This is a genomic window from Paraburkholderia sp. GAS38 (assembly GCF_050434965.1).
GTDB lineage: Bacteria > Pseudomonadota > Gammaproteobacteria > Burkholderiales > Burkholderiaceae > Paraburkholderia > Paraburkholderia phenazinium_A.
In genome coordinates, this window is sequence record NZ_JBNDJO010000023.1 from 26,892 (window position 1) to 47,838 (window position 20,947).

A 20,947-nucleotide genomic window follows, 5' to 3' on the forward strand; every position below is an offset into this window, starting at 1 on the left:
GTGGGTATGGCGCCCCGTTACTACAAGAGGCGAGCATGAGAATCGCGGTACTCGATGACGATCCTGCCCAAACTGCTTTCGTGCATGAAACGATGTCAGCGGCCGGTCATGTTTGCCATACCTTCGCCGAAGGTCGTACGTTGGTTCAGCAGTTACACCGCCAGACCTTCGATCTTCTGATTCTCGATTGGGTCGTGCCGGACCTCTCCGGCGAAGAAGTCCTGCGCTGGGTTCGCTCAACACTCGCCGAGCGCGTACCGGTGATCTTCATGACCTCGCGCGGCCGGGAAAGCGACATTGTATCCATGCTGAACGCTGGCGCGGATGACTACGTCGTCAAGCCCGTCGCTGCAAGCGTGCTGCTTGCGCGCGTCGGTTCGCTGCTGCGCCGCACTTACCAGCTCAACACGGCCGCGGTCAAAGCCGCGTTTGGCGATTTCGAATTCGATCTGAACGCTAAACAGGTACACGTGAAGCAACAATTAGTGAGCCTCACGCAGAAGGAATTCGAACTCGCGCTCTTGCTGTTCCAGCATCTGAATCGCCCGTTGTCACGGGCGCATATCGTCGACATGGTCTGGAAACAGACGGTCGACATTCCGACGCGCACCATGGACACCCATGTTTCGATGCTGCGCTCGAAGCTCGGTCTGCGGCCGGAAAACGGCTACCGCCTCACGCCGATCTACGGCTATGGATACAGGCTCGAACAGATCGGCGACGAGGTGGTCGAGACTCGCGAGTAGAACGTGGACACGAATTCGCGCGAATCCATTACGCAGATCTAACAAGATTTGACTTTCTTCGAGTAGCGCTTAAGTTAAGCTGAATGCAAGGCCCTGGCAGGTGGCTGTTGGCCCATTTGCCAAGGCGAACCTCAGTCGCGTAGTACGTGTTCCTCACTTGCATGAATACTCTCGAATCGACTCAATCGCATTCGTCGGCGCCCTTCGCGCTTCCTGTTGAGGACCTGACCGACGCGCAGTGGGAGCGCATTGTTCCCCTGCTGCCCGAGCTGAATCACGGCGTTGTTCGCAGAGGGCGTCCCTGTGTCAATCTGCGTGGTGTCGTCAACAGCGTTCTGTGGGTCTTGCGCACGGGTAAAGCATGGAACGCTATGCCGGCTAATTACCCTCCCTATCAGACATCGCATCGGTATTACCTGCGTTGGCGCGAGACGGGCGTGTTATCGGATATCGCATTCGAACTTTTTCGCACCGATACGGTGTTGACCCGTTACGTTTCGCGCAAGCGCGATCCACACGGAAGGCACGAAAGCAAAGCCGCTTGAGTTCGGGCCTAAGCTTGAGCTTGATTGCGCATAAGGCGCACGTTTGCGCCGGCTAGATCTGTTCCTGGCCAAATGCGCAAAGGCGCTCGAGATCGACCACCTCGATCTGGTTGTACGCGAGCCGCAAAATCCCCTGTTTCTCCAGGCTCTGCAAGGCCTGGTTGATCCGCTGGCGCGAGACGCCGGCAAGCAACCCCACTTCCTCCTGTGAGATCGCGAGTGTGCGCCCCGTCTCGGGGTAAAGATCCGGATTGAACAGTTGCGCGAGCGACTGGGCGACCCGCGCGTCGACGTCGAGCAAGCGGCTATTCTGGATCGAGGCGATAAACTCGCCCATGCGATTGTTAAGCTGACGGATCACGAAGCCGGTGAACGGCAGGCTCGACGACAGCAACGCATGGAACGTGGCCGACGGCACGAACAGCACCAGCGACGGTTGAATGGCCGCCACATCGTATTTGCGCAATTCGCGCTTGATCACGCTTCCCTCGCCGAACCAGCCCCCGGGCGGCACCCCCGAGAGGGTGCAACTGCGACCCGTCGCGTTGTAAATGGCCAGCTTGAGCAGGCCGCTATGCACGCCGATCCAGTAATCGGACGGCGCCTGACGTCGCGCAATCCACGCACCGCTCTCGCGATACTCCGCATGTGAACTCGCGAGGACGAGCGCCTGATGTTCCGCAGCCAGCGCGCGAAACCACGCGCATTGGCCGAACAGGCGGGGTAGATCCGCGCGCGTGAGCTCGTCCGGCCGAATCGCTCTGGGAGCGTCGATGGCGGTATCCGGAGCATCATCCATAGGTCGCTTGAAGAAGAAAAGAATCGGGCAAGGCGCCGCAACACAGGAGTCTGTCATTTGAACGACAGACAGCGCACGATAGAAGTTGTTAGCCTATTTGAACATAAGATGCAGAAACGAATGGGAGCCCCGGGCTCCCGAGGAGACGATCCGATGACGCATATGTTCGACGAAGGCCTTGGCCGCCGTGAGGCCAACTACGTTCCGCTCACGCCGGTCGACTTCATCGCGCGTGCAGCCGAAGTCTACGGCGACCGTCTGGCGGTCGTCCACGGCGCGATTCGCCGCACGTGGCGCGAGACCTACGGGCGCAGCCGGCGCCTCGCCGGCGCGCTGCGGCATGCCGGTATAGGGCGGGGCGACACCGTCGCGGTGCTGCTGCCCAACATTCCTCCGATGATTGAGGCTCACTTCGGCGTGCCGATGGCGGGCGCGGTGCTCAATACGCTCAACACGCGGCTCGATATTCCTTCGATCCTGTTCATGCTGCGGCATGGCGAAGCCAAGGCGTTGATCGTCGATACCGAGTTTGCCGAGCTGGCGCATCGTGCTTCGCTGGAGTTTCCCGATCTGCGGATCGTGAGCGTCAACGACGTGATGCCTGCGGATCCGCACAAGTTTCCGCGTGCCACCGACTACGAGGTCTTTCTGCAGGAGGGCGACCCGCAATTCGCATGGCAACCGCCCGACGACGAGTGGGATGCGATCGCGCTGAACTACACGTCGGGCACGACCGGCGATCCGAAGGGTGTGGTCTATCACCACCGCGGCGCTTATCTGAATGCGGTGAGCAATATCCTCGAATGGGATATGCCCAGGCATGCAGTCTATTTGTGGACGTTGCCGCTGTTCCATTGCAACGGCTGGTGTTTTCCGTGGACGGTGGCGGCGCGCGCCGGCGTCAACGTCTGCTTGCGCAAGTTCGACGCGAAAACCGTGTTCGACCTGATTCGGACCGAGGGCGTCACTCACTATTGCGGTGCGCCGATCGTCCAGAGCGCGTTGGCTAACGCACCCGAAGAATGGCGCGTGGGTATTGGGCACCGGGTCTCCACCATGGTCGCCGGTGCGGCGCCTGCGCCCGCGGTGATTGCCAGGATGAAGGAGATCGGTTTCGATCTGACGCATGTGTATGGCTTGACCGAAGTCTACGGACCGGCGGCGGTGTGCGCCAAACAGGCGCATTGGGACAGCGTGAGCGACGATGAACGCGCGCGGCTCAACGCTCGCCAGGGCGTGCGCTATCACCTGCAGGCGGCCGTCACCGTGCTGGATCCGGACACGCTCGAGCCTGTGCCGAACGACGGCGAGACGCTTGGCGAAATCATGTTCCGCGGCAACATCTGCATGAAGGGTTATCTGAAGAACGAGCGCGCCACTGAAGATGCCTTCAAGGGCGGCTGGTTCCATACGGGCGATCTAGGTGTGCTGATGTCCGATGGCTACGTGCGCATTCGCGACCGCAGCAAGGACATCATCATCTCAGGCGGGGAAAATATCTCGAGCATCGAGATCGAAGACACGTTGTACCGGCACCCAGCCGTTTCGGTGGCCGCCGTCGTGGCGATGCCGGATCCGAAATGGGGCGAGGTGCCGTGTGCCTTCGTCGAACTCAAGGAGGGGGCCGAGGTGACCGCCGACGAGATCATTGCGCATTGCCGTCTGTTTCTGGCCGGTTTCAAGCTGCCCAAAGCGGTTCGCTTCGGAGAGCTACCTAAAACGTCCACCGGGAAGATCCAGAAGTTCGAGCTGCGTGCGCGTGTGAAATCCGGCAGTGCTATCGATCTTGGCGCTGAGAGCGCCAGCCAGCCTCAAGTCAAACCTTGAGGCAGTATTCGCCTGGTTGCGAGCGGCATCCCGCGCCGTATGGGGCGCGGATTTCGCTGCTAACGGATGCGGTCGGGACGTCTTAGCCGCGGCTGTCGACCCACTTGCGGGCCCAGCGGCACGAGTGCTGCAGCGCCTGCTCTTCGTTGTTGAAGTAGTCGAGCGAATAGAACTGGTAGCGCGTTTCCGCAGGTACAGTGCCGGCGCGTTCGAGCAGCAGGTTAGAGGAAAACGACCCGTCAGGCAGACGATGTGCCGAGGGTTGGACGGCATAGCCGTTGTAATGATGAATGTGTTTGTTTTGCATTTTATTTTTAAATAGTCGTACGCGTGCGCGGCGATCTGGACAAGCCAGTTCGAGCCGAAGCGAATGCGTATCGTGAGAGGCGTTTAAGCCGGTCAAGCCAGGGGGGAATGAGGGGGCAAGCGAGGCGTTTGGCGCAACGAAACTGCTTAGCGATTGCACCAGCTGTGGGAGAACAAACTCCGCGAGGGATGTCGCTGCAGCCCGGTACCCGTAGTCGGATACCGGACCCTTCAAACTTTACAGCGGCTTGATGTTAGCCGCTTGCAGACCCTTGGGGCCTTGCTTCGTTTCGAAGCTCACCTTCTGGTTTTCAGCCAGCGTCTTGAAGCCGTCGCCGCTGATTTCCGAGAAGTGAGCGAACAGGTCGTCGCCGCCCTTGTCCGGTGTAATGAAGCCAAAGCCCTTGCTGTCGTTGAACCACTTAACGGTGCCGGTATCCATGAAGAATCCTTGAGGAAAAAAAGTAAATAATCGCTCGCGATGGAGCACGTGAAGCGTCAAGGAGGGAGAGGACAACGAATACCGCTGAGAGAGCGAGCAATTGATGAACAGCAATCGAACTTCTTGAACTTCGATGGCCACAATAGCTGCACGAGGCCACCGCCGTCAAGGATTATCTTGTAAAGTTTTCGTCAGGCTGTGCGTGACGCGGTAGAAAACGGTCAGGCCCCCTTAGGAAAACAGCATGTTGCGATTTCCCTCTATGTCACGCCAGGCATGGTGTTAGGGGACATCGCAACGAAGCTTGCGGGAGCCGCTTTTCGTGCTGCGGCCTACAGGCCGACGCGGTGTGCGGCGAAGATCAGTCGGAGACCCAGCGCGGTGATGGCGCTGGCCGCTACACGGTCGACCCAGGTCTTGGCTCGCAGATACAGTTCACGCGGACGCTTGCTCGAGAAACACAATGCGACCACGGTGTACCAGCCGGCTTCGATCATGAAGATGGCCGGCGGCAGCGCGAAATAACACCACAGCGGCGGATGCTGAGGCAGTAATGCGGCAAAGATACTGCCGTAATAGATGGCGGTTTTCGGATTGCTGAGTTGCGTGCTCAAGCCGATCCAGAAAGATTTGCGCGCATTGCTACCGCCATTGAGTTCGCCTTGATTGAATGCGAGCGGCTTCTTTGCGCTGCGCCATATCTTCGACGCCAGATAGATCAGATAGAGCCCGCCCGCCACCTTGAGGCTCACGTACAGCCAGGTGACGGCGGCGAGCAGGGTGTACAGACCCAGCAGCGCGACGCCACTAAAGAGCACCCCGCCGATTCCCATACCAAGCGCCGTGGCCAATCCGTCGTGACGCGACAGGCCGATCGAATTGCGCGCGACGATGACGAAACTCGGTCCAGGACTCATGGCGCCGATCAGCAGCGCGGTGAGAATGGTGGCGACGGCGGTTGACGGAGACATGGCTGCTTTCCTTTGAAGGTGGGAGATCGAGGCCAGAATCGTAAAATAGCACGTTGGTGCCCGCTTATCGAAGGCTCCAGCCTCGCTTTTGCCGTGCGCGGCGGAAAAAATGGGTGCTAAAATTGTCTGATAGACGCTAAAGCGGCCCTTGAGGCTAAAGGGCCTGACGGGCGACGATTCGAGCCGCTTGCCAAACGGATTTCCTGATCAATAGATGATGTGTCGGGCAACTTTTCCGGGGGCGCATCCACGCGCACACAGGCAACGTGAGGTCGAACGGCGTTCGGCCCACGCGAATCACGTATAGGCTTCGCGTCGGTTAGCGAAGCCTTTATTTTTTCAAAACGCGCGCAATTGCCGCCGTGACATTCGATACGTTATGAAAGAGCGACAAGAACAAGCCACGTTCGATTTCGACGGGAACGCACGCGAGCGCCTGGTTCTGTGGATACGTCACCGCATGGAGGAATACGGCATTACGCTTGAAGCGTTGGCCGAATCGATTGAAGCGGATGCCACTGCGACCCGGGCCGTCATGTACCGGGACGCCTTCGGCAATACCTGGGACGGCCACGGCGAGAAGCCGGACTGGCTCGCACGGGCGATTCACGCCGGTCAGAATATCGATCACTTCCGCTGCTAAACCCAGCTATCGATATGAACAACGCTTCGTTGGCGTACCCCTGGCGGGTCGCTACGATGGACGGTCATCCGCTATGAGCGCAGCCAGGCGCGTCTTCTTCGATGACTGCTCCCATCCTGACCGTTGCCGCCGTTTCCAAACGCTTTGGCCCGACCGTTGCGCTCGATCGCGTCGACCTGTCGATCCGCGCAGGTGAGGTTGTCGCGCTGATGGGCGCGAACGGTGCGGGTAAATCCACGCTCGTGAAGATTCTCAGCGGCGTCTACGGTCCCGACGGCGGCGAGCTTTGGTTGCGCGGACAACCGTTCCGCCCGGCTTCACCCCACGACGCCAAACAGTTGGGCATTGCGACCGTTCATCAATCGATTGCGGATGCGGTGGTGCCGACGCTTTCGATTGCCGACAACCTGTTGCTCGACCGCTTGTGCGATCCAACCTCTCCGTGGCGCGTGCCGCCCGCGGTGCGCCGTCAGACGGCGGCGCCGCTGGCCGCGCGTGTGGGTCTCGATGTCGACCTGACCGCGCCGCTCGCCTCGCTATCGCTCGCCTCGCAGCAGCTTGTGACGTTGGCGCGGGCGCTGGCGACGCGGCCCGCGCTATTGATTCTCGATGAGCCCACCGCCAGCTTGTCGGCGCCCGAGGCCGAGCGGCTCTTTGGACTGATCGACCGGTTGCGCGCCGAGGGCGTGGCGATCTTGCTGGTGTCGCATCGGCTTGGTGACCTGCGGCGCGTCGCCGGGCGCGTGACGATTGTGCGCGACGGTCGCATCGTTGCAGATCTGCCTGCGCCGATCGACTTCGATGCTGCAGTCGAAACGATGATCGGGCGGCCGTTGCGCAGCAAGGCCGCAGCGAATGCGAATGCGACCGCAGCCGCAGCGGCGACCGCAGCATCCTCAGCATGCTTCAGCGTCCGCGATCTGCAGTTGACGTCAGCCAGCGTCCCCTTTGATCTCGATGTGCAGCGCGGTGAAATCGTCGCCATTGCCGGTCCCGTCGGCGGTGGCAAGTCACGTTTCGCGCGGGCGATTTTCGGTGCGGGGCGAGCCGCGAGTGGGACGATGACGCTCGATGGCAAAGCCTGGCGTCCTCGCTCGCCCGCCGACGCGATCCGTGCCGGCGTCTTCCTCGCCGGTGAGGACCGTTGGCGAACCTCGTTGTTTCCCAACAGCGTGCCGTTCGCGTCGATCGCCGGCACGCTCAGTTTTCCGTTCCTGTCGCGCTGGTTCAAGTACGGTGGCCTCAAGCGCGCGCGCGAGCAGCGTGCCGCGCTTGAAGCGATCGAGCGCTTCGGGATTCGCTGTACCGGCCCGGACGATCGTCTCAACCGGCTCTCCGGCGGCAATCAGCAGAAAGTCGTACTGGCGCGCTGGCATACGCAGCCCGCGCGCTTGCTGCTGCTGGATGAACCGTTTCAGGGCGTCGATGCCGGCGCGCGCGCCGATATCGTCGATACGCTGCGGCGCCATGCGCAGGAGCGCGCCACGCTCGTCTTCGTCAGCGATCTTGAAGAGGCGTTCGAGATTGCCGACCGTGTGGTCCGCTTCGACCGTGCGACGCTCGACCGCGTTTCCCAATCCGATTTCACTTCCCACGCTCGCTCATGAAAACCAGCACTTCGATTCCACCCGAGGTCGTCTCCGAGACCCATCCGGTAGAGCATGAACGCAGCGTTCGACGCGGCCGGTTGCGGGGACTGCACGGTCTGCGCGCTCATCTCGAACGAACCGGCATGCTGCTGGTGCTCGCCTTGCTCGTCATCGTATTCGCCGTCAACCAGCCGGCGTTTCTGAATATCGACAATCTCTTCAGCATCTTGCAGGCGGTGTCGATTGTCGCGCTGCTCGGTATAGGCGTGACCGTGACGCTCGCCGCGGGCGGCTTCGATCTTTCGGTGGGCAGTGTGGCGGCGTCGGCGCAGATGGCGGCAAGCTATGTGCTGATCGTCTGGCATGGCAATGCCTTCGAGGCGGTGGTGGCATGCCTCGTACTCGGTATCGCAGCGGGTCTTTTCAACGGATTCCTGATTACCCGTCTGCGTGTGCCAGACCAACTGGCGACGCTCGGCACGCTGTTTCTGCTTGCGGGGCTGCAACTGATTCCGACCGGCGGCCGCTCGCTCGCAACCGGCACGATCCTGCCCGACGGCACCGAAACAACCGGCACTTTCCCCGATGCCTTTCTCGCCCTCGGACGCTTGCGGCTGTTCGATGTCGTGCCGCTGCCGGTAGTCGTGCTGGCGGTCCTGACCGTCGTGGCCTGCATCGTGATGGAAACCACGCGCTGGGGCCGGGTGATCTATGCGATCGGCGGCAACGAAACCGCGGCACGCCTCGCCGGTGCGCCGACTGCGCGCTACCGGATCGCGGCGTATGTCGCGTCGGGTGCGATTGCCTCGCTGGGCGGCGTGCTGATTGCCGCGCGCGTGGGACGTGGCGACGTCAGCGCCGGTCATTCGATGCTGCTCGATGCAGTGGCGGCGGCGCTGGTCGGCTACGCGGTCTGGGGCGCCAAACGGCCGAACGTGTTCGGCACGGTGGTTGGGGCGGTGTTCGTCGGCGTGCTGCTCAACGGCTTGACGATGCTGAACGCGCCGTACTACATGCAGGATTTCATCAAGGGTGTGCTGCTGGTGGGCGCGTTGGCGTTCACGTTCAGCGTGGGACGCGCCGCTGATCGTCACGCATAGCGGCCACGCCGCTGCGCAAAGCTGACGGCCAGCACGGCGAAGATCAGCGCGCCGGTCGCCACCTGCTGCCAGTAGAAATTCCAGCCGATCAGCAACAGGCCGTTTGCGACGAGGCTCAGCAGCAACACGCCAAGCAAGGTGCCGACGACGCCAGGGCGGCGCGTCGGCGACAGCGTCGTGCCGATGAAGGTCGCGCCGATCGCATTGAGCAGATAACCGTTGCCGGCCTGCGGCACATACGCTTTAACGGTCGACGACAGCAGCAAGCCCACCACACCATAGATCAGCGCGCTGACGATAAACGTCGCGGCTGTGATGGCCGCCACCGGCAAGCCCGAATAGCGCGCCACGCCAGGCTGCGCGCCGAGCGCGGTGAGTTGCCTGCCTAACGTGGAATGCGCGAGCGTGACATGCACGGCAAGCGCCAGCATGGCGACGATCCATAACGGCACAGGCAGACCTGCAAGCGTGCCATGCGCCAGTTCGCTAAAGAGCGGCGGCAAGGCAATGTTGAGCAGATAGACGGGCTGACCGCCGTCGGTGGCGAGTTGCTGGACGGTCTGACCGATGAAGAGCGTGCCGAGCGTAGCGAGAAACGGCGCAATGCCGAGCCACCCGGTCAGCACGCCGTTGAATGCCCCGACCAGCAGCGCCGCCGCAAGACCGCCGAGCGCTGCAGGCACCACACCAACGTGATGCGCGCTCAGCAAAACGAAAGCGAGACTGGCCACGTCGATGGACGTACCGAGCGACAGATCAATAGCGCCTGGCGACAACGCCAGCGTCATGCCGAGCGAGGCAATCGCCAGCAGTGCGAAGTTGTTAAGGAGCACGTCGGCAAGATTGTCTACGCGCGCGAAACCGGGTGCGAACAGCGCGAAGAACGCAATCACTGCGATCAACGCTCCGACTAGCGCGAAGCGCTGCAAGCGGCCTATCTGTTCAATCATGAGCGTGATTCCCGGCATGGCGGCGCACGAGCGCGGTAGTGGCGACGACGAACAGGATCAGTGCGCCTTCCACACCGTTGACCCAATAGCTCGACACGTTGTCGAGTTGAAAGCCGTTGCTGATGACACCAATGAAGAGGACTGCGAGCAGCGTGCCGGGAATGGTCGGCACGAGCCGCCGCGAAAACACGACGCCGAGCAATGCGGCGGCGACGGTAGCGAGTAAATTTTCGCCCGCGCCGGGCGAACTGCCGCTGAGTAGCGCGGTAGACGCCAGCGCGGCTAACGCCGCAGCAATGCCGCTCAACACGTAGCTCGCGGCGAGGTAGCGGTTCGTGCGTAGTCCAGCGGCCTGCGCTGCGTCGCGATGCGCGCCGGTGGCGCGCAGCCGCAGACCAAAGGGTGTGTAGTGAACCAGCACAGTGAACAGCAAGGCGACATCAAGCAGCGCGTAGGCCAGATGCGGCACATCGAATGCGCCGTTGTCGAGCAGGAAGCTGAGTAGCACACCGCTTGCCGGCACTGACGTGTTCTGCGTCAGCACCAGTTCGAAGCCGGCGCACAGATTCATCGTGGTCAGCGTGGCGAGCAACGGGAAAATGCGCAGCGCGATCACGGCAAAGGCATTGAGCGCGCCGACTCCTGCGCCCGCTGCAAGCGTCAGCAGGAGGGCGGTGCCTGGTGCTGCGCCTTCGCGTTGCGCCACGGCATAAACCGCCGCACACAGGCCAAGATTGGCCGCAACGGAAAGATCGAGGCCGCCTCTCAGCGGATCCGCGCCGCCGCCGATCAATACCACCGTCAATCCGAAACCGAGAATCCCGACCACCACGGATTGCTGCAATACGTTAGCGAGATTCGCCACGGTGAAGAACAATGGCGAGCTCACCGCAAAGCCGATAAACACCACCGCAAACGCGAGCGCCGCGCCGCTTCTTAACCACCATTGCGCGCCGAACAGCCGCTCGGGTATTTCGAGTTTGCCGGTACGCGGTGCTGCATCGAGTACCTTGCTCATGCTGCGACCTCCTGTTGCGCCGTCTCGCCGTGCGCAGCGCGAGCGCCGGTGGCCCATGCGAGTACGTCCTGGCTATCCGCGTCACGCGAGGCGAGTTCGCGCACGATGCGGCCGCGCGCCATCACGAGCACGCGGTCGGTGACGCCGAGCAGTTCGATCAGGTCGCTGGAAAATAGGAGGACGCCGGCGCCGTCGCGCGCGAGCCGGTCGAGCAGACGATAGATCTCGGTCTTCGCGCCAATGTCGACGCCAACCGTCGGCTCGTCGAGCAGATAGAGCGAGGACGTGCGGCTCAACCACTTGGCGAGCGCGACCTTCTGCTGATTGCCGCCGGAGAGATGCCGCACTGGTGTTTCCGTGCTGGAGGTACGCACTGCCAGTTCGTCGATCAGCCCTTGCACGCTAGTGGTTTCGCGTCGTTGCGCCAGCAGGCCGAAACGGCTGAAACGGGCAAGGCTCGCGAGCGTGATGTTCTCGCGTACCGACAGCGCGGGTGCCACACCGTGCGCACGCCGATCCTCAGGCACGAACGCAATGTGCTGGCGTACTGCATCTTGTGGGCGACGCAGGCGCACCGCCTTGCCGTCGATTTCGACATCGCCCTGCACGCCGCGTTCGAGGCCGAACAGGCTGCGCACGACCGGCTTGCCGCCGGAGCCGAGCAAGCCGGTGACGCCGACAATCTCGCCGCGCCGCACATCGAACGAGACGTCTTCGAAGCGACCCGGCGCGCTCAGATTGCGCACATTCAGGACCACCATCCCGGGCGTGCGTGCCGAAGCCGACGTCTTCGCTTCCGCCTGCGCGCCGATCATCGCCGTGACGAGCGCTTCGGTGGGCGTCGTGCGCGCGTCGACGTGGGCAACGTCCACGCCGTCGCGCAGCACGGTGACGTGATCGCAGATCGCCGCGATTTCGTTCAGGTAGTGCGACACGTACAGGATCGTCAGGCCGCGTTGCCGCAGACGGTCGATAGTTTGCAGCAGTCTGTCCACTTCGCGGCTGACGAGTGCGGCCGTCGGTTCGTCGAACACGAGAATGCGCGGCTCGCGGATCAGCTCGCGGGTGATCTGCACGATCTGCTGTTCAGCGACGCTCAGATCGGCGATGAGCCGGTTCGGCGGGATGTCCACGCCAAAGTGGGTGTGCAACGCTTCACGGGCGTCGCGTTGCATGCGCCGCACGTCGAGCAGCCGGAAGCCGCCCGCGATCCGTGGGCCAACGGTTCTTTCGTCGCCGAGCCAAAGCGCTTCGGCCACCGTGAAGGTGGGCGGCAGCAAGCGTTCCTGGTGAATGAACCCAATCCCCGCCGCGGCCCCGTGAGCGTGGCCCTGGGCGATGCCGTCGACGGCGAGCGTGCCCGAATCGGCCGTGTGAATGCCGGCGAGGATCTTGATCAGCGTCGACTTGCCCGCGCCGTTCTGCCCGATCAGGCCGTGAACGGTGCCGCGCGCAACCTTCAGCGAGGCGCCGCGCAGGGCGGGCACGCCATCGAAATGTTTGACGAGCTCGCGTAACTCGAGCGCGGCGGGGCGGGCGTCGGCACTCATTTTGCGCTGAGCTGACCGAGGGTCTGCTGGATCGTGCCTGCGTTGTCCTTGGTGACGAGAATCGACGGCACATAGGTATACGGCGCCAACGTGTGATCGCCGGCGAGGTAACGCGCAACGTTATCCACCGCGGTCTTGCCGATCAAGGCGGGCTGTTGCGCCACTACAGCCGCCGCACTCGACTTCGGATCCTTCACGAGCGTGACGACGTCCGGGCTGCCGTCGACCGCGTAGGTCTTGATCTCGTCGCGGTGCGCCGCGTCCACGGCCTGGGTGGCGCCGACCTGCGGCACATCCCATGCGGACCAGATCGCGGCAATCTGCCCCTTCGGATACTTCGCGAGCAACTGGCTCACCTGCGCATACGCGCTTTGCACCGTGTTCGGGATCACGTCGCGCAACTCAGGCTGGATGATGTGCACCTTCGGGTAGTACTTCAGCACGGCCTTGAGCTGGTCGTAGCGGATCGCGCACACCGGCACGCCGTAAAAGCCGTTGAAGACGAGAATGTTGCCTTCGCCGTGGATATCGTTGACGAGCTTCAGCGCAAGCTGCTCGCCGATGAAGAAGTTGTCGGAGGTCGTGTCGTTGAGGCTCGACGGCGAAGCGGTGTCGATCGTAAACAGCGGGATGTTAGCCTGGCGGATTTTCTGCAACCACGGCTCCAGCACCGTTGCAGTACCCAATTGCTCGACGATGGCATCCGGCTTCTGCGCGATCAGCGTCTGGATCTGCGCGATCTGGCGGTTGTCGTTGCGGCCGGCGTCGAGTGCGATCGGCGTGCCGCCCAGACGCTTCACTTCATCCACTGCACCCTGGTAAGCCTTCAGATCCCAGTAGTGATCGGTACCGGCAGCCGTAATGCCGATACGCTTGCCTTTGAGCGACGGCACGGATGCCGCGTTGTCGCCGGTGGTGGTTGCATCAGCCGCGGGTGTCGCGCCCTGCGCATAAGCGTAAGTGGCTATACCGCCTGCCATGCCGAAGACGGTGGCGGCCAGCAACGAAGAGAGAGTAGTGTGCAAGCGTGTCATGGTGTCCGAAGAATCAAAGAGGCAAGGGTGTCCAGCTTGCGACGACTCTAATCAACAACCCGCTGCGCATGAAACCATCAAATCGCACTATGGTTATCAGGCAAGAGCCGAAGTGCTTATGCCGGATCGTGCGCAAGTTTGTTTGCCATCCGAAGGAATATCTATTGCTCAAACGTTCAGTTTGCGTGGGTCGTACCCGCTGATAGATTGTGCGAACAGTCACTCAAGCGGAGATTCGTATGGCCGAGCTTTACGAAGCGACCTCATCGCATACAGGCGATGCAGGCCAGCATGCGGCGCGCGTCATTCAGGACGACGCCCAGGCCATTGCCGTGGCGCACGAACTGGCGGCCCGTCTGGCGCAAGGCGCGCCGGAACGCGACCGCGAGCGCCGTCTGCCGCATGAAGAGATCGAATGGTTCTCGCAGTCCGGGTTGTGGGCGATTACCGTGCCGAAGGCTTATGGCGGCGCGGGTGTGTCCTTCGTCACGCTGACTGAAGTGATCAAGATCATCGCGGCGGCCGATCCGTCGTTGGGACAGTTGCCGCAAAACCACTTTGGCCTTGTCGACGTCATTTCGCTGACCGGCACCGAGGAGCAGAAGCGCTATTTCTTCTCCCAGATAGTGAGCGGCAAGCGCTTCGGCAATGGTTTCTCCGAGAAAGGCACCAAGCACGTACTCGATCTGAAAACGCGCGTGCGGCGCGACGGCGACGACTATGTCGTGGACGGCACCAAGTTCTATTCGACCGGTGCGCTGTTTGCGCATTTCGTGCCCGTGCTGGGTCTCGACGATGAGCGCAAGGGCTGGCTCGCCTATATACCGAAGGGCACGCCGGGCCTGAATGTGATCGACGACTGGTCGGGCTTCGGCCAGCGCACCACAGCAAGCGGCACGGTGGTGCTCGAAGCGGTGCGCGTGCCGTCCTCGCATGTCTTTCCGGCCCATCGCGTTTCCGATTTCCCCACGCTGAACGGCCCGATCTCGCAGATCATCCAGGCGGCCATCGACGCCGGCATCGCCCAGGCTGCGATAGCCGACACGCTGACGTTCGTGCGCACGCGTTCGCGGCCGTGGATCGACAGCAGCGTCGAGCGCGCGAGCGACGATCCGTTGACGGTGCGCGAGGTGGGTCACCTGCATATCCAGTTGCACGCAGCGGAAGCGCTGCTTGAACGGGCCGCACGGACACTCGACGTGATCGCCGCCAAGGGCGAAACGACCGAGGACGATGTGGCGTTAGCCTCAGTGGCAGTGGGCGAAGCGAAGGTGTTGACCACCGAAATCGCGCTGCTGGCGAGCGAAAAGCTCTTCGAACTGGCGGGCACCCAGGCGACGCTGGGCGAGCACAACCTCGACCGGCACTGGCGCAATGCGCGCACGCATACGCTGCACGATCCGGTGCGCTGGAAATATCACCTTGTCGGCAACTACTATCTGAACGGCGTCAAACCAGCCCGTCATCCGTGGAATTGACGTTATGAGTGCTTTGGCAGAATCCGTCGCGCCTCAGGTGCCGTACGCGCCCCAGGCCGCGCGCATCGAGAACGATCAGCAGGCGCTTGAGGTTGCGCATACGGTGGCACGCGCGCTCGCCGAGGGCGCTTCGCAGCGTGACCGCGAGCGGCGCTTGCCGTATGCGGAGATCGGTATCTATTCGGCGAGCGGCCTGTGGGGCATTGCCGTGCCGCGCGAGTTTGGCGGGGCCGAGGTTTCGTACGCCACGCTTGCTGAAGTCACGGCCATCATTTCCGAGGCGGATCCCGCGATCGGGCAGATTCCGCAGAACCACTTCTACATGCTCGACGTGCTGCGCGTGAACGGCACGCGCCAGCAGCAGGCGTTTTATTTCCAACGGGCGCTGGCAGGTGAGCGATTCGGCAACGCGCTTTCCGAGCGCGGCACGAAAACGGTAGCGGACTATCGGACCACGCTCACACCGGATGGCGACGGCTTTCGCATCAGCGGCACCAAGTTCTACTCGACTGGCGCCCTGTTCGCGCAGTGGATTCCGATTGTCGCCAAGGCGGCCGACAACACTTTGTACGTGGCCTTCGCCAGCGCGCAGACGCCCGGTTTGTCCGTGGTGGACGACTGGTCCGGCTTCGGCCAGCGGACTACCGGCAGCGGCACGACCACGCTCGACAACATCTACGTCGAGGCGTCCGCCGTCGTGCCGTACAGCGCGGCGTTCGATGCGCGGCCCACGACCGTAGGGCCGATCGGTCAACTGATTCATGCCGCCGTCGATCTCGGCATTGCGCGTGCGGCCGTTGCCGATGCGCGGCGTTTTGTGCGCGAACGCTCGCGTCCGTGGATCGACAGCGGGGTCGAGCGGGCCAGCGACGATCCGCTGACGCTCGAACTGTTCGGCAAGCTCGCGCTGCAATTGCACGCGGCCGAGGCGCTGGTGGAACGTGCGGGCCGCCGCGTGGACGCGGCAGTCAAGGAGTCGACCGCGCAGACTGTCGCGACGGCCTCGATTGCCGTGGCCGAGGCACGCGCCGCGACCACTGAGATCGCGTTGCAAGCCTCGACGCGCCTGATCGAGTTGGCGGGTACGCAGGCCACGCTGGCCGAACACAACCTCGATCGTCACTGGCGCAACGCACGCACCCACACGCTGCACGATCCGGTGCGCTGGAAATACATTGCGGTGGGCAACTACTACCTGAACGACGTGCTGCCGCCGCGGCACGGCGCGATTTAACGCGCGCGTTGCAGGCTCTATCCGTATCACCTAACCGGATCCGATTATGGCCAGACAGATCCGTCTGAACGCATTCGACATGAACTGCGTCGGACATCAGTCGCCGGGATTGTGGGCGCATCCGCGCGACACCTCCTGGCGCTACAAGCACCTCGATTACTGGACCGACCTCGCGAAGCTGCTCGAACGCGGCAAGTTCGACGGCCTGTTCATCGCGGACGTGCTCGGCATCTATGACGTGTTCAACGGCAATGGCGAGGCGGCGATTCGCCAGGCTGCGCAGGTGCCGGTCAACGATCCGATCCTGCTGGTCTCGGCGATGGCCAACGTGACCGAGCATCTGGGCTTCGGCGTGACCTGCTCGTTGTCGTACGAACATCCGTATCCGTTCGCGCGCCGCATGTCGACGCTCGATCACCTGACCAATGGACGCGTTGGCTGGAACATCGTCACGTCGTATCTGGATAGCGCGGCGCGCAATGTCGGACTGCCGAGCCAGGCGAATCACGACGAACGCTATGCGTTAGCCGAAGAGTATCTGGACGTCTGCTACAAGTTGTGGGAGTCGTCGTGGGAAGACGATGCCGTGGTGCGCGATGCGACACGTCAGGTCTTCACGGAACCCTCCAAGGTGCACCCGATCGGGCACCACGGACAGTATTTCGACGTGCCAGGTATCCACTTGTGCGAGCCGTCGCCGCAACGCACACCCGTGCTGTATCAGGCCGGCGCGTCGAAGCGCGGCAAGGATTTTGCCGCACAGCACGCCGAGTGTATTTTCATTGCGGCGCCGTCGCGCACGATTCTCAAGCAGTTCGTTGCCGACATACGCGCGCGTGTGAAGTCGTTCGGCCGCGATCCGCACGATGTGCTGATCTTCAACCTGCATACGGTGATCACCGGAAAAACGTCGGTCGAAGCCCACGCCAAGCATGCGGACTACCGGCGTTATGCCAGCGACGAAGGCGCGCTGGCGCTGATGTCGGGTTGGACCGGCATCGACCTGTCGAAGTACGAACTCGACGAACCGCTGCGTCACGTGGAAAGCAATGCGGTGCAGTCCGCCGTGGAGGCGCTGTCGAGCGCCGATCCGACGCGGGTCTGGACGGTGCGCGAAATTGCGAAGTGGGGCGGCATAGGTGGCCTTGGACCGCTTTCGGTGGGCGATCCGCAGGAGATTGCCGACGAGTTGCAGTCATGGGTGGAAGAGACTGACGTCGACGGCTTCAATCTTGCCTACGCACTGACGCACGAGACGTTTAGCGACTTCGTGGAGCTGGTCGTGCCTGAATTGCAACGCCGCGGCGTGTACAAGACCGAATATGCCGACGGTTCCTTGCGCGAAAAGCTGCACGGCGGCGGCCCGCGCCTCGCCGACCCGCATCCGGGCGCACGCTATCGTGCTCGCCACACGGCGAATGCCGGCTAATTGACTCACTGACTCACGCCTCGTCTTCGATTCGCTACTTCACAAAAACCGTTCAGATACTGCGCTGAGGAATACTCATGAAATCATTGAATCGTCATCAGTCCCGCGCACGCCGCGTGGTCGGCGCATTGGCGCTCTTGTCTGCAAGCGTGTTGCTGGGACAGACGACCCAGGCGGAGCCGCTCAAAGGCGCCCCTGCGCCGTTCAACAAAGGCGGCGTAAAAATCGCACTGGTCAACTACCTGTCGACCGGCGACTTCTTCCAGGCCTATGAGGCCGGCGCGCAGAAGCAGGCCAAGGCGCTTGGCGTCGATTTGCGCATCTACGAGGGGCGGCAGGACGCCGCCGAGCAGCGCGAGCAGATCCAGCAGGCGATCAGCCTGGGCGTGTCGGCCATCATCGTGAACCACGGCTTGCCGGAGTCGCTGAAGGACGTGGTGCAGCGCGCGCTCGACAAGGGCATCAAGGTGGTGGCGTTCGACGTCAATCTGAACAACCCTAAGGTGCCGCAAATCGAGCAGAGCGATCACGATCTGGCTACCTTGCTGCTGAATCAGGCCGTGAAGGATAACGGCGACACATTCGCCGCGGGTTATGTCTACGTGGCGGGTTTCGCGCCGCTCGATCGTCGCGACGAAGTGTGGCGCGACTTCAAGACCGCGCATCCTGGGGTACAGGAGAAGGCGCGCTGGGGGACGGTGGACAATCCGATCGCGCAGTCGGTGGCGAATCAGGCGGCTGCGGCATACCGTGCGCATCCGGAGATTCGCGTGGTGTTCGCCCCTTACGATGAATTCGCGCGTGGCGCGACGCTCGCGGCGAACGAGGCCAACCTCGGCTCGAAGCTCCGTATCTATAGCGCGGACATTTCGACGGCGGACATCGAGGCAATCCGCGCGCCGAACAGCGCATGGGTTGCCACGGCCGCGACCAATCCGGCGGTAGTGGGTGCAGTGTCGGTGCGCGCCGCCGCGCTGGAAGTGGCGGGTCAAGACCCCGGCCATCAGATCGTGGTGAAGCCGACCCTGATCACACGTGACGATCTCGTGAAGAACGACATCAAGACGGTTGCCGAACTGGGCGCCAAATTCCCGGCCTTCCGTACGAGCGACGCAGCCAACGCGGCGTGGATTCCGGCCACCGAGTGATTCCGCAGCGGAGTTGAAACCGTCATTGGCAGGACCGGTATCTTGAGCGACAATCGCGGCCATCGGTCGACACCCGTCGCGAGGAGCTTGCCATGTCGGTACTGGTACTGGGGTTGGTGATTTTTCTGGGCGTACATTCGGTGCGAGTCTTCGCCGAATCATGGCGTACACGGCAGATCGCCCGGCTAGGCGAGAAGGGGTGGAAAAGCGCCTATGCGCTGGCCTCTGCCGTGGGGTTGGTGCTGGTCATCTGGGGCTATGGCATCGCGCTGCGCGATCCGGTCGTACTGTGGGCGCCGCCCGTTTGGGCGCCGCACCTCACTGCGCTGCTGACGCTGATCGCCTTCATTCTCTTTCTTTCCGCTTACATTCCTGCCACTCATTTCAAGGCGTGGGTTCATCATCCGATGGCCTTGAGCGCGGTCTTGTGGGCGTTCGCGCATCTGCTGGCGAACGGCACGTTGAACGCGGTGGTGCTGTTTGGCGCCTTTCTCGTGTGGGCGCTGCTGGATTATCGTGCCGGGCGTCGGCGGGATCTGGCGCTAGGCCAGGTTTATCCGGCTGGGACACTGGCGAAGGATGCGATCGCAGTGGTGGGCGGCGCGGTGGCCTGGGCGGTGTTTGCGTTCTGGTTGCATGCGTGGTTGATCGGGGTTCGGCCGCTAGGGTGATTCTTCGCTCTAGCAACCGCCCGCGTTGCGATGTCTGCGATGTCTGCGGTGTGAGGTCAGCGGTCGGGCTTTGGCTGCTGCACCCGCTCCACTCGCATCCGTCCCGGTGGCTCAAAATACGTTCCGAACCGCACCAGTCCGGCCTTCTTCAGATGACAGGTCATCTCGTAGCTCACGAGGACGCCGGGGTCGGCATTGTCGATATAGTCGACGTCGATGGCCCGGATGCGCGGCTCATAGGCCAGCAGCGTGGCTTCCATCTGCTGCTTGAGCAGATGCGCCGAAGCCGGCAGCGCCTTGTAGATATTCGTGAGGTCCGGTAAGCCGTAGTCGGGCAAGTGCTTGAGCGCTCCGGCTCGCGTATTGAGAATGCGGCGGATGTTTTGCTGGACGCTCATGATCTCTAGCGTCTTGTCGTCGTAGGCGTCGAGCGACTCGCCGCCGATGTGGCCCAGCAGCATGTCGTACAGGGAAGGACCGGGTGGCATCGCGTGTTCTCTCAGGCGCTGAAGCCGGGTGGAACCGGATCGTCGGTGCAGGCGTTGGCCGAAACCGGTGCATCGTTGCGATCGATAAAGTCGACCATGAGTTGCTCGGCCATCCGCGCCAGCAATTCCGGCGACACGGCCGGCTGAAAGTGGGCGACGAGGTGAGGATGAATCGCGTCGAACAGTGCGGCCTGCGAGATGGAAGGGTTCTCCGCCGTTTGCTGCTCGCCTTCCACCGAATGCCGGTCGAGTTCGGGCACCAGCTGCCGGATCAGCGTCGCGCTCGCGCAATGCGGATTGAGCTTGCGAAGCAGGTGAGTGGAGTCGCGCATCGTCATGGAGGTGGGCCGAAGGAAGTCCCCTGTGGGGACAACGAAAAAGCGCCAGTCGACGCGCGGTCGACCGGCGAAACGAAGGCCGGCACACCTTCAACGCGGGGTCGTTGTGCCAGTGCCGGCTTCCGGAGAGACTGGCTCTTACGAGCGCTCGTTCCAGCTATCCGCGTGAATGATGTTGCCGTCCTTGTACGACCACGTGATCTTCTCGTAGCGCAATTCGACGTCTTCGAGGTGGTTGTGCTTTTCGTAGTCCGGATTCTTGATGTCGAGCATCTTCGGATTGACCGCCACGACCTTCACGTTGTCGAGCTTCGTGTTGAAGTACTCCTTCTCCTTGCCCGCGTCGTCGATCTTGTACCACTTGATCTCGATCGACTTGAGCGTTTGACCACTCGTTACGGCCTTGTACAAGTACGGCGTCGAGGCGTCGGTTTCCTTCGTAAGCGTGATCGGCTTGTGCACGCGCGTGCCGGTCAGCTTGCCGGTGTTGTTGTCGGTCGGGATGTTCACGCCATGATTGAACGCCACGAGTTCAACGCTGCCCTCGCGACCTTGCACCGTAACCGAACCCTTGACGTCTGCGCCACCGTCGTCCTTGATCCACATGTATGCGGGAATTGCCATCTTCTTCACTCCTTCAC

At 62.4% G+C, this 20,947-nt stretch carries 22 protein-coding genes; 11 read left to right on the forward strand and 11 right to left on the reverse strand.

Translation table 11 applies throughout. From position 1 onward, the window contains the following. Window positions 1–35: 35 nt before the first annotated feature. Together P3T42_RS35275 and P3T42_RS35280 are read left to right on the forward strand one after the other, a co-directional pair. A complete protein-coding gene (locus P3T42_RS35275; protein ID WP_074294225.1) occupies window positions 36–746 on the forward strand; it encodes a response regulator transcription factor in 711 nt (236 codons plus the stop codon). 161 nt (window positions 747–907) lie between these two features. After that, entirely contained in the window at window positions 908–1,291 is a 384-nt protein-coding gene (locus P3T42_RS35280) for a transposase (protein ID WP_429308614.1), read from the forward strand. A gap of 52 nt (window positions 1,292–1,343) precedes the next feature. Here the strand turns inward: P3T42_RS35280 and P3T42_RS35285 are convergent, their stop codons facing one another. After that, window positions 1,344–2,090, reverse strand: a complete 747-nt coding sequence (locus P3T42_RS35285; RefSeq protein ID WP_074294227.1) for a Crp/Fnr family transcriptional regulator — start codon at window positions 2,088–2,090, stop codon at window positions 1,344–1,346. Window positions 2,091–2,243: 153 nt separating this feature from the next. Here P3T42_RS35285 and P3T42_RS35290 point away from each other — a divergent pair, with 153 nt between their 5' ends. Beyond that, entirely contained in the window at window positions 2,244–3,917 is a 1,674-nt protein-coding gene (locus tag P3T42_RS35290; RefSeq protein WP_429308615.1) for an acyl-CoA synthetase, read from the forward strand. 82 nt (window positions 3,918–3,999) lie between these two features. Here P3T42_RS35290 and P3T42_RS35295 read toward each other — a convergent pair whose 3' ends face one another. From P3T42_RS35295 to P3T42_RS35305, 3 genes are all read right to left on the reverse strand, one after another. Continuing rightward, on the reverse strand, window positions 4,000–4,224 hold the full coding sequence (locus tag P3T42_RS35295; protein ID WP_074294229.1) for a hypothetical protein: 225 nt from the start codon (window positions 4,222–4,224) through the stop codon (window positions 4,000–4,002). Window positions 4,225–4,461: 237 nt separating this feature from the next. Continuing rightward, the gene (locus tag P3T42_RS35300; protein WP_012428559.1) at window positions 4,462–4,665 is read right to left on the reverse strand and encodes a cold-shock protein; all 204 of its coding nucleotides are present in this window, start codon (window positions 4,663–4,665) and stop codon (window positions 4,462–4,464) included. A 332-nt stretch (window positions 4,666–4,997) separates the two neighbouring features. Next, window positions 4,998–5,636, reverse strand: coding sequence for a LysE family translocator (locus P3T42_RS35305; RefSeq protein WP_429308616.1), 639 nt, complete (start codon window positions 5,634–5,636; stop codon window positions 4,998–5,000). Between the two features lie 379 nt (window positions 5,637–6,015). On the opposite strand from P3T42_RS35305, the gene P3T42_RS35310 reads away from it, so the two are divergent. From P3T42_RS35310 to P3T42_RS35320, 3 genes are all read left to right on the forward strand, one after another. After that, a complete protein-coding gene (locus P3T42_RS35310; protein ID WP_074294231.1) occupies window positions 6,016–6,279 on the forward strand; it encodes an H-NS histone family protein in 264 nt (87 codons plus the stop codon). A gap of 101 nt (window positions 6,280–6,380) precedes the next feature. Continuing rightward, the gene (locus P3T42_RS35315) at window positions 6,381–7,886 is read left to right on the forward strand and encodes a sugar ABC transporter ATP-binding protein (protein ID WP_429308617.1); all 1,506 of its coding nucleotides are present in this window, start codon (window positions 6,381–6,383) and stop codon (window positions 7,884–7,886) included. Window positions 7,887–8,011: 125 nt separating this feature from the next. Then, window positions 8,012–8,968, forward strand: a complete 957-nt coding sequence (locus P3T42_RS35320; protein WP_253190107.1) for an ABC transporter permease — start codon at window positions 8,012–8,014, stop codon at window positions 8,966–8,968. Here P3T42_RS35320 and P3T42_RS35325 read toward each other — a convergent pair. From P3T42_RS35325 to P3T42_RS35340, 4 genes are read right to left on the reverse strand one after another with little or no spacing between them, the layout of a single operon-like run. Then, window positions 8,959–9,918 carry an ABC transporter permease gene (locus P3T42_RS35325; RefSeq protein ID WP_074294234.1) on the reverse strand — a complete coding sequence of 320 codons (960 nt, stop codon included), beginning with the start codon at window positions 9,916–9,918 and terminating at the stop codon, window positions 8,959–8,961. The two genes, P3T42_RS35320 and P3T42_RS35325, sit on opposite strands and share 10 nt — an antisense overlap. Beyond that, complete coding sequence (locus P3T42_RS35330; protein ID WP_429308618.1) at window positions 9,911–10,936, reverse strand: ABC transporter permease; 1,026 nt, start codon at window positions 10,934–10,936, stop codon at window positions 9,911–9,913. Before P3T42_RS35330 ends, P3T42_RS35325 begins: the two co-directional genes overlap by 8 nt. Beyond that, window positions 10,933–12,486: a sugar ABC transporter ATP-binding protein gene (locus P3T42_RS35335; protein ID WP_429308619.1), complete on the reverse strand. Its 1,554-nt coding sequence runs from the start codon at window positions 12,484–12,486 to the stop codon at window positions 10,933–10,935. Before P3T42_RS35335 ends, P3T42_RS35330 begins: the two co-directional genes overlap by 4 nt. Further along, complete coding sequence (locus P3T42_RS35340; RefSeq protein WP_074294237.1) at window positions 12,483–13,520, reverse strand: sugar ABC transporter substrate-binding protein; 1,038 nt, start codon at window positions 13,518–13,520, stop codon at window positions 12,483–12,485. Before P3T42_RS35340 ends, P3T42_RS35335 begins: the two co-directional genes overlap by 4 nt. A 239-nt stretch (window positions 13,521–13,759) precedes the next feature. Between P3T42_RS35340 and P3T42_RS35345 the strand changes: the two genes are divergently transcribed. From P3T42_RS35345 to P3T42_RS35365, 5 genes are all read left to right on the forward strand, one after another. Then, window positions 13,760–14,998, forward strand: a complete 1,239-nt coding sequence (locus P3T42_RS35345) for an SfnB family sulfur acquisition oxidoreductase (protein ID WP_429308620.1) — start codon at window positions 13,760–13,762, stop codon at window positions 14,996–14,998. A gap of 4 nt (window positions 14,999–15,002) precedes the next feature. Continuing rightward, window positions 15,003–16,232: an SfnB family sulfur acquisition oxidoreductase gene (locus P3T42_RS35350; protein ID WP_429308621.1), complete on the forward strand. Its 1,230-nt coding sequence runs from the start codon at window positions 15,003–15,005 to the stop codon at window positions 16,230–16,232. Window positions 16,233–16,278: 46 nt separating this feature from the next. Next, complete coding sequence (locus tag P3T42_RS35355) at window positions 16,279–17,661, forward strand: LLM class flavin-dependent oxidoreductase (protein ID WP_429308622.1); 1,383 nt, start codon at window positions 16,279–16,281, stop codon at window positions 17,659–17,661. A 77-nt stretch (window positions 17,662–17,738) separates the two neighbouring features. Continuing rightward, complete coding sequence (locus tag P3T42_RS35360) at window positions 17,739–18,809, forward strand: substrate-binding domain-containing protein (RefSeq protein ID WP_074294241.1); 1,071 nt, start codon at window positions 17,739–17,741, stop codon at window positions 18,807–18,809. Between the two features lie 92 nt (window positions 18,810–18,901). Beyond that, entirely contained in the window at window positions 18,902–19,480 is a 579-nt protein-coding gene (locus tag P3T42_RS35365; protein WP_429308623.1) for an NnrU family protein, read from the forward strand. Window positions 19,481–19,536: 56 nt separating this feature from the next. On the opposite strand, the gene tssE is transcribed toward P3T42_RS35365, so the two are convergent. The 3 genes from tssE to P3T42_RS35380 all read right to left on the reverse strand — a co-directional run bounded on the left by tssE (window position 19,537) and on the right by P3T42_RS35380 (window position 20,930). Beyond that, window positions 19,537–19,968 carry a type VI secretion system baseplate subunit TssE gene (gene tssE / locus P3T42_RS35370; protein WP_074294243.1) on the reverse strand — a complete coding sequence of 144 codons (432 nt, stop codon included), beginning with the start codon at window positions 19,966–19,968 and terminating at the stop codon, window positions 19,537–19,539. 11 nt (window positions 19,969–19,979) lie between these two features. Continuing rightward, window positions 19,980–20,306 carry a hypothetical protein gene (locus P3T42_RS35375; RefSeq protein ID WP_429308624.1) on the reverse strand — a complete coding sequence of 109 codons (327 nt, stop codon included), beginning with the start codon at window positions 20,304–20,306 and terminating at the stop codon, window positions 19,980–19,982. A gap of 138 nt (window positions 20,307–20,444) precedes the next feature. Next, complete coding sequence (locus tag P3T42_RS35380; protein WP_429308625.1) at window positions 20,445–20,930, reverse strand: Hcp family type VI secretion system effector; 486 nt, start codon at window positions 20,928–20,930, stop codon at window positions 20,445–20,447. Between the last annotated feature and the right edge of the window lie 17 nt (window positions 20,931–20,947).

Bases quoted from the DNA above. Each gene is read 5' to 3' on its own strand.
- P3T42_RS35300 (WP_012428559.1), bottom strand. From the start codon at position 4,665: ATGGATACCGGCACCGTTAAGTGGTTCAACGACAGCAAGGGCTTTGGC.
- P3T42_RS35355 (WP_429308622.1), top strand. From the start codon at position 16,279: ATGGCCAGACAGATCCGTCTGAACGCATTCGACATGAACTGCGTCGGA.
- P3T42_RS35285 (WP_074294227.1), bottom strand. From the start codon at position 2,090: ATGGATGATGCTCCGGATACCGCCATCGACGCTCCCAGAGCGATTCGG.
- P3T42_RS35305 (WP_429308616.1), bottom strand. From the start codon at position 5,636: ATGTCTCCGTCAACCGCCGTCGCCACCATTCTCACCGCGCTGCTGATC.
- P3T42_RS35325 (WP_074294234.1), bottom strand. From the start codon at position 9,918: ATGATTGAACAGATAGGCCGCTTGCAGCGCTTCGCGCTAGTCGGAGCG.
- P3T42_RS35280 (WP_429308614.1), top strand. From the start codon at position 908: ATGAATACTCTCGAATCGACTCAATCGCATTCGTCGGCGCCCTTCGCG.
- P3T42_RS35320 (WP_253190107.1), top strand. From the start codon at position 8,012: ATGCTGCTGGTGCTCGCCTTGCTCGTCATCGTATTCGCCGTCAACCAG.
- P3T42_RS35310 (WP_074294231.1), top strand. From the start codon at position 6,016: ATGAAAGAGCGACAAGAACAAGCCACGTTCGATTTCGACGGGAACGCA.
- P3T42_RS35345 (WP_429308620.1), top strand. From the start codon at position 13,760: ATGGCCGAGCTTTACGAAGCGACCTCATCGCATACAGGCGATGCAGGC.
- P3T42_RS35335 (WP_429308619.1), bottom strand. From the start codon at position 12,486: ATGAGTGCCGACGCCCGCCCCGCCGCGCTCGAGTTACGCGAGCTCGTC.
- P3T42_RS35380 (WP_429308625.1), bottom strand. From the start codon at position 20,930: ATGGCAATTCCCGCATACATGTGGATCAAGGACGACGGTGGCGCAGAC.
- P3T42_RS35295 (WP_074294229.1), bottom strand. From the start codon at position 4,224: ATGCAAAACAAACACATTCATCATTACAACGGCTATGCCGTCCAACCC.
- P3T42_RS35350 (WP_429308621.1), top strand. From the start codon at position 15,003: ATGAGTGCTTTGGCAGAATCCGTCGCGCCTCAGGTGCCGTACGCGCCC.
- P3T42_RS35365 (WP_429308623.1), top strand. From the start codon at position 18,902: ATGTCGGTACTGGTACTGGGGTTGGTGATTTTTCTGGGCGTACATTCG.
- P3T42_RS35375 (WP_429308624.1), bottom strand. From the start codon at position 20,306: ATGACGATGCGCGACTCCACTCACCTGCTTCGCAAGCTCAATCCGCAT.
- P3T42_RS35330 (WP_429308618.1), bottom strand. From the start codon at position 10,936: ATGAGCAAGGTACTCGATGCAGCACCGCGTACCGGCAAACTCGAAATA.
- P3T42_RS35360 (WP_074294241.1), top strand. From the start codon at position 17,739: ATGAAATCATTGAATCGTCATCAGTCCCGCGCACGCCGCGTGGTCGGC.
- P3T42_RS35315 (WP_429308617.1), top strand. From the start codon at position 6,381: ATGACTGCTCCCATCCTGACCGTTGCCGCCGTTTCCAAACGCTTTGGC.
- P3T42_RS35290 (WP_429308615.1), top strand. From the start codon at position 2,244: ATGACGCATATGTTCGACGAAGGCCTTGGCCGCCGTGAGGCCAACTAC.
- P3T42_RS35275 (WP_074294225.1), top strand. From the start codon at position 36: ATGAGAATCGCGGTACTCGATGACGATCCTGCCCAAACTGCTTTCGTG.
- P3T42_RS35340 (WP_074294237.1), bottom strand. From the start codon at position 13,520: ATGACACGCTTGCACACTACTCTCTCTTCGTTGCTGGCCGCCACCGTC.
- tssE (WP_074294243.1), bottom strand. From the start codon at position 19,968: ATGCCACCCGGTCCTTCCCTGTACGACATGCTGCTGGGCCACATCGGC.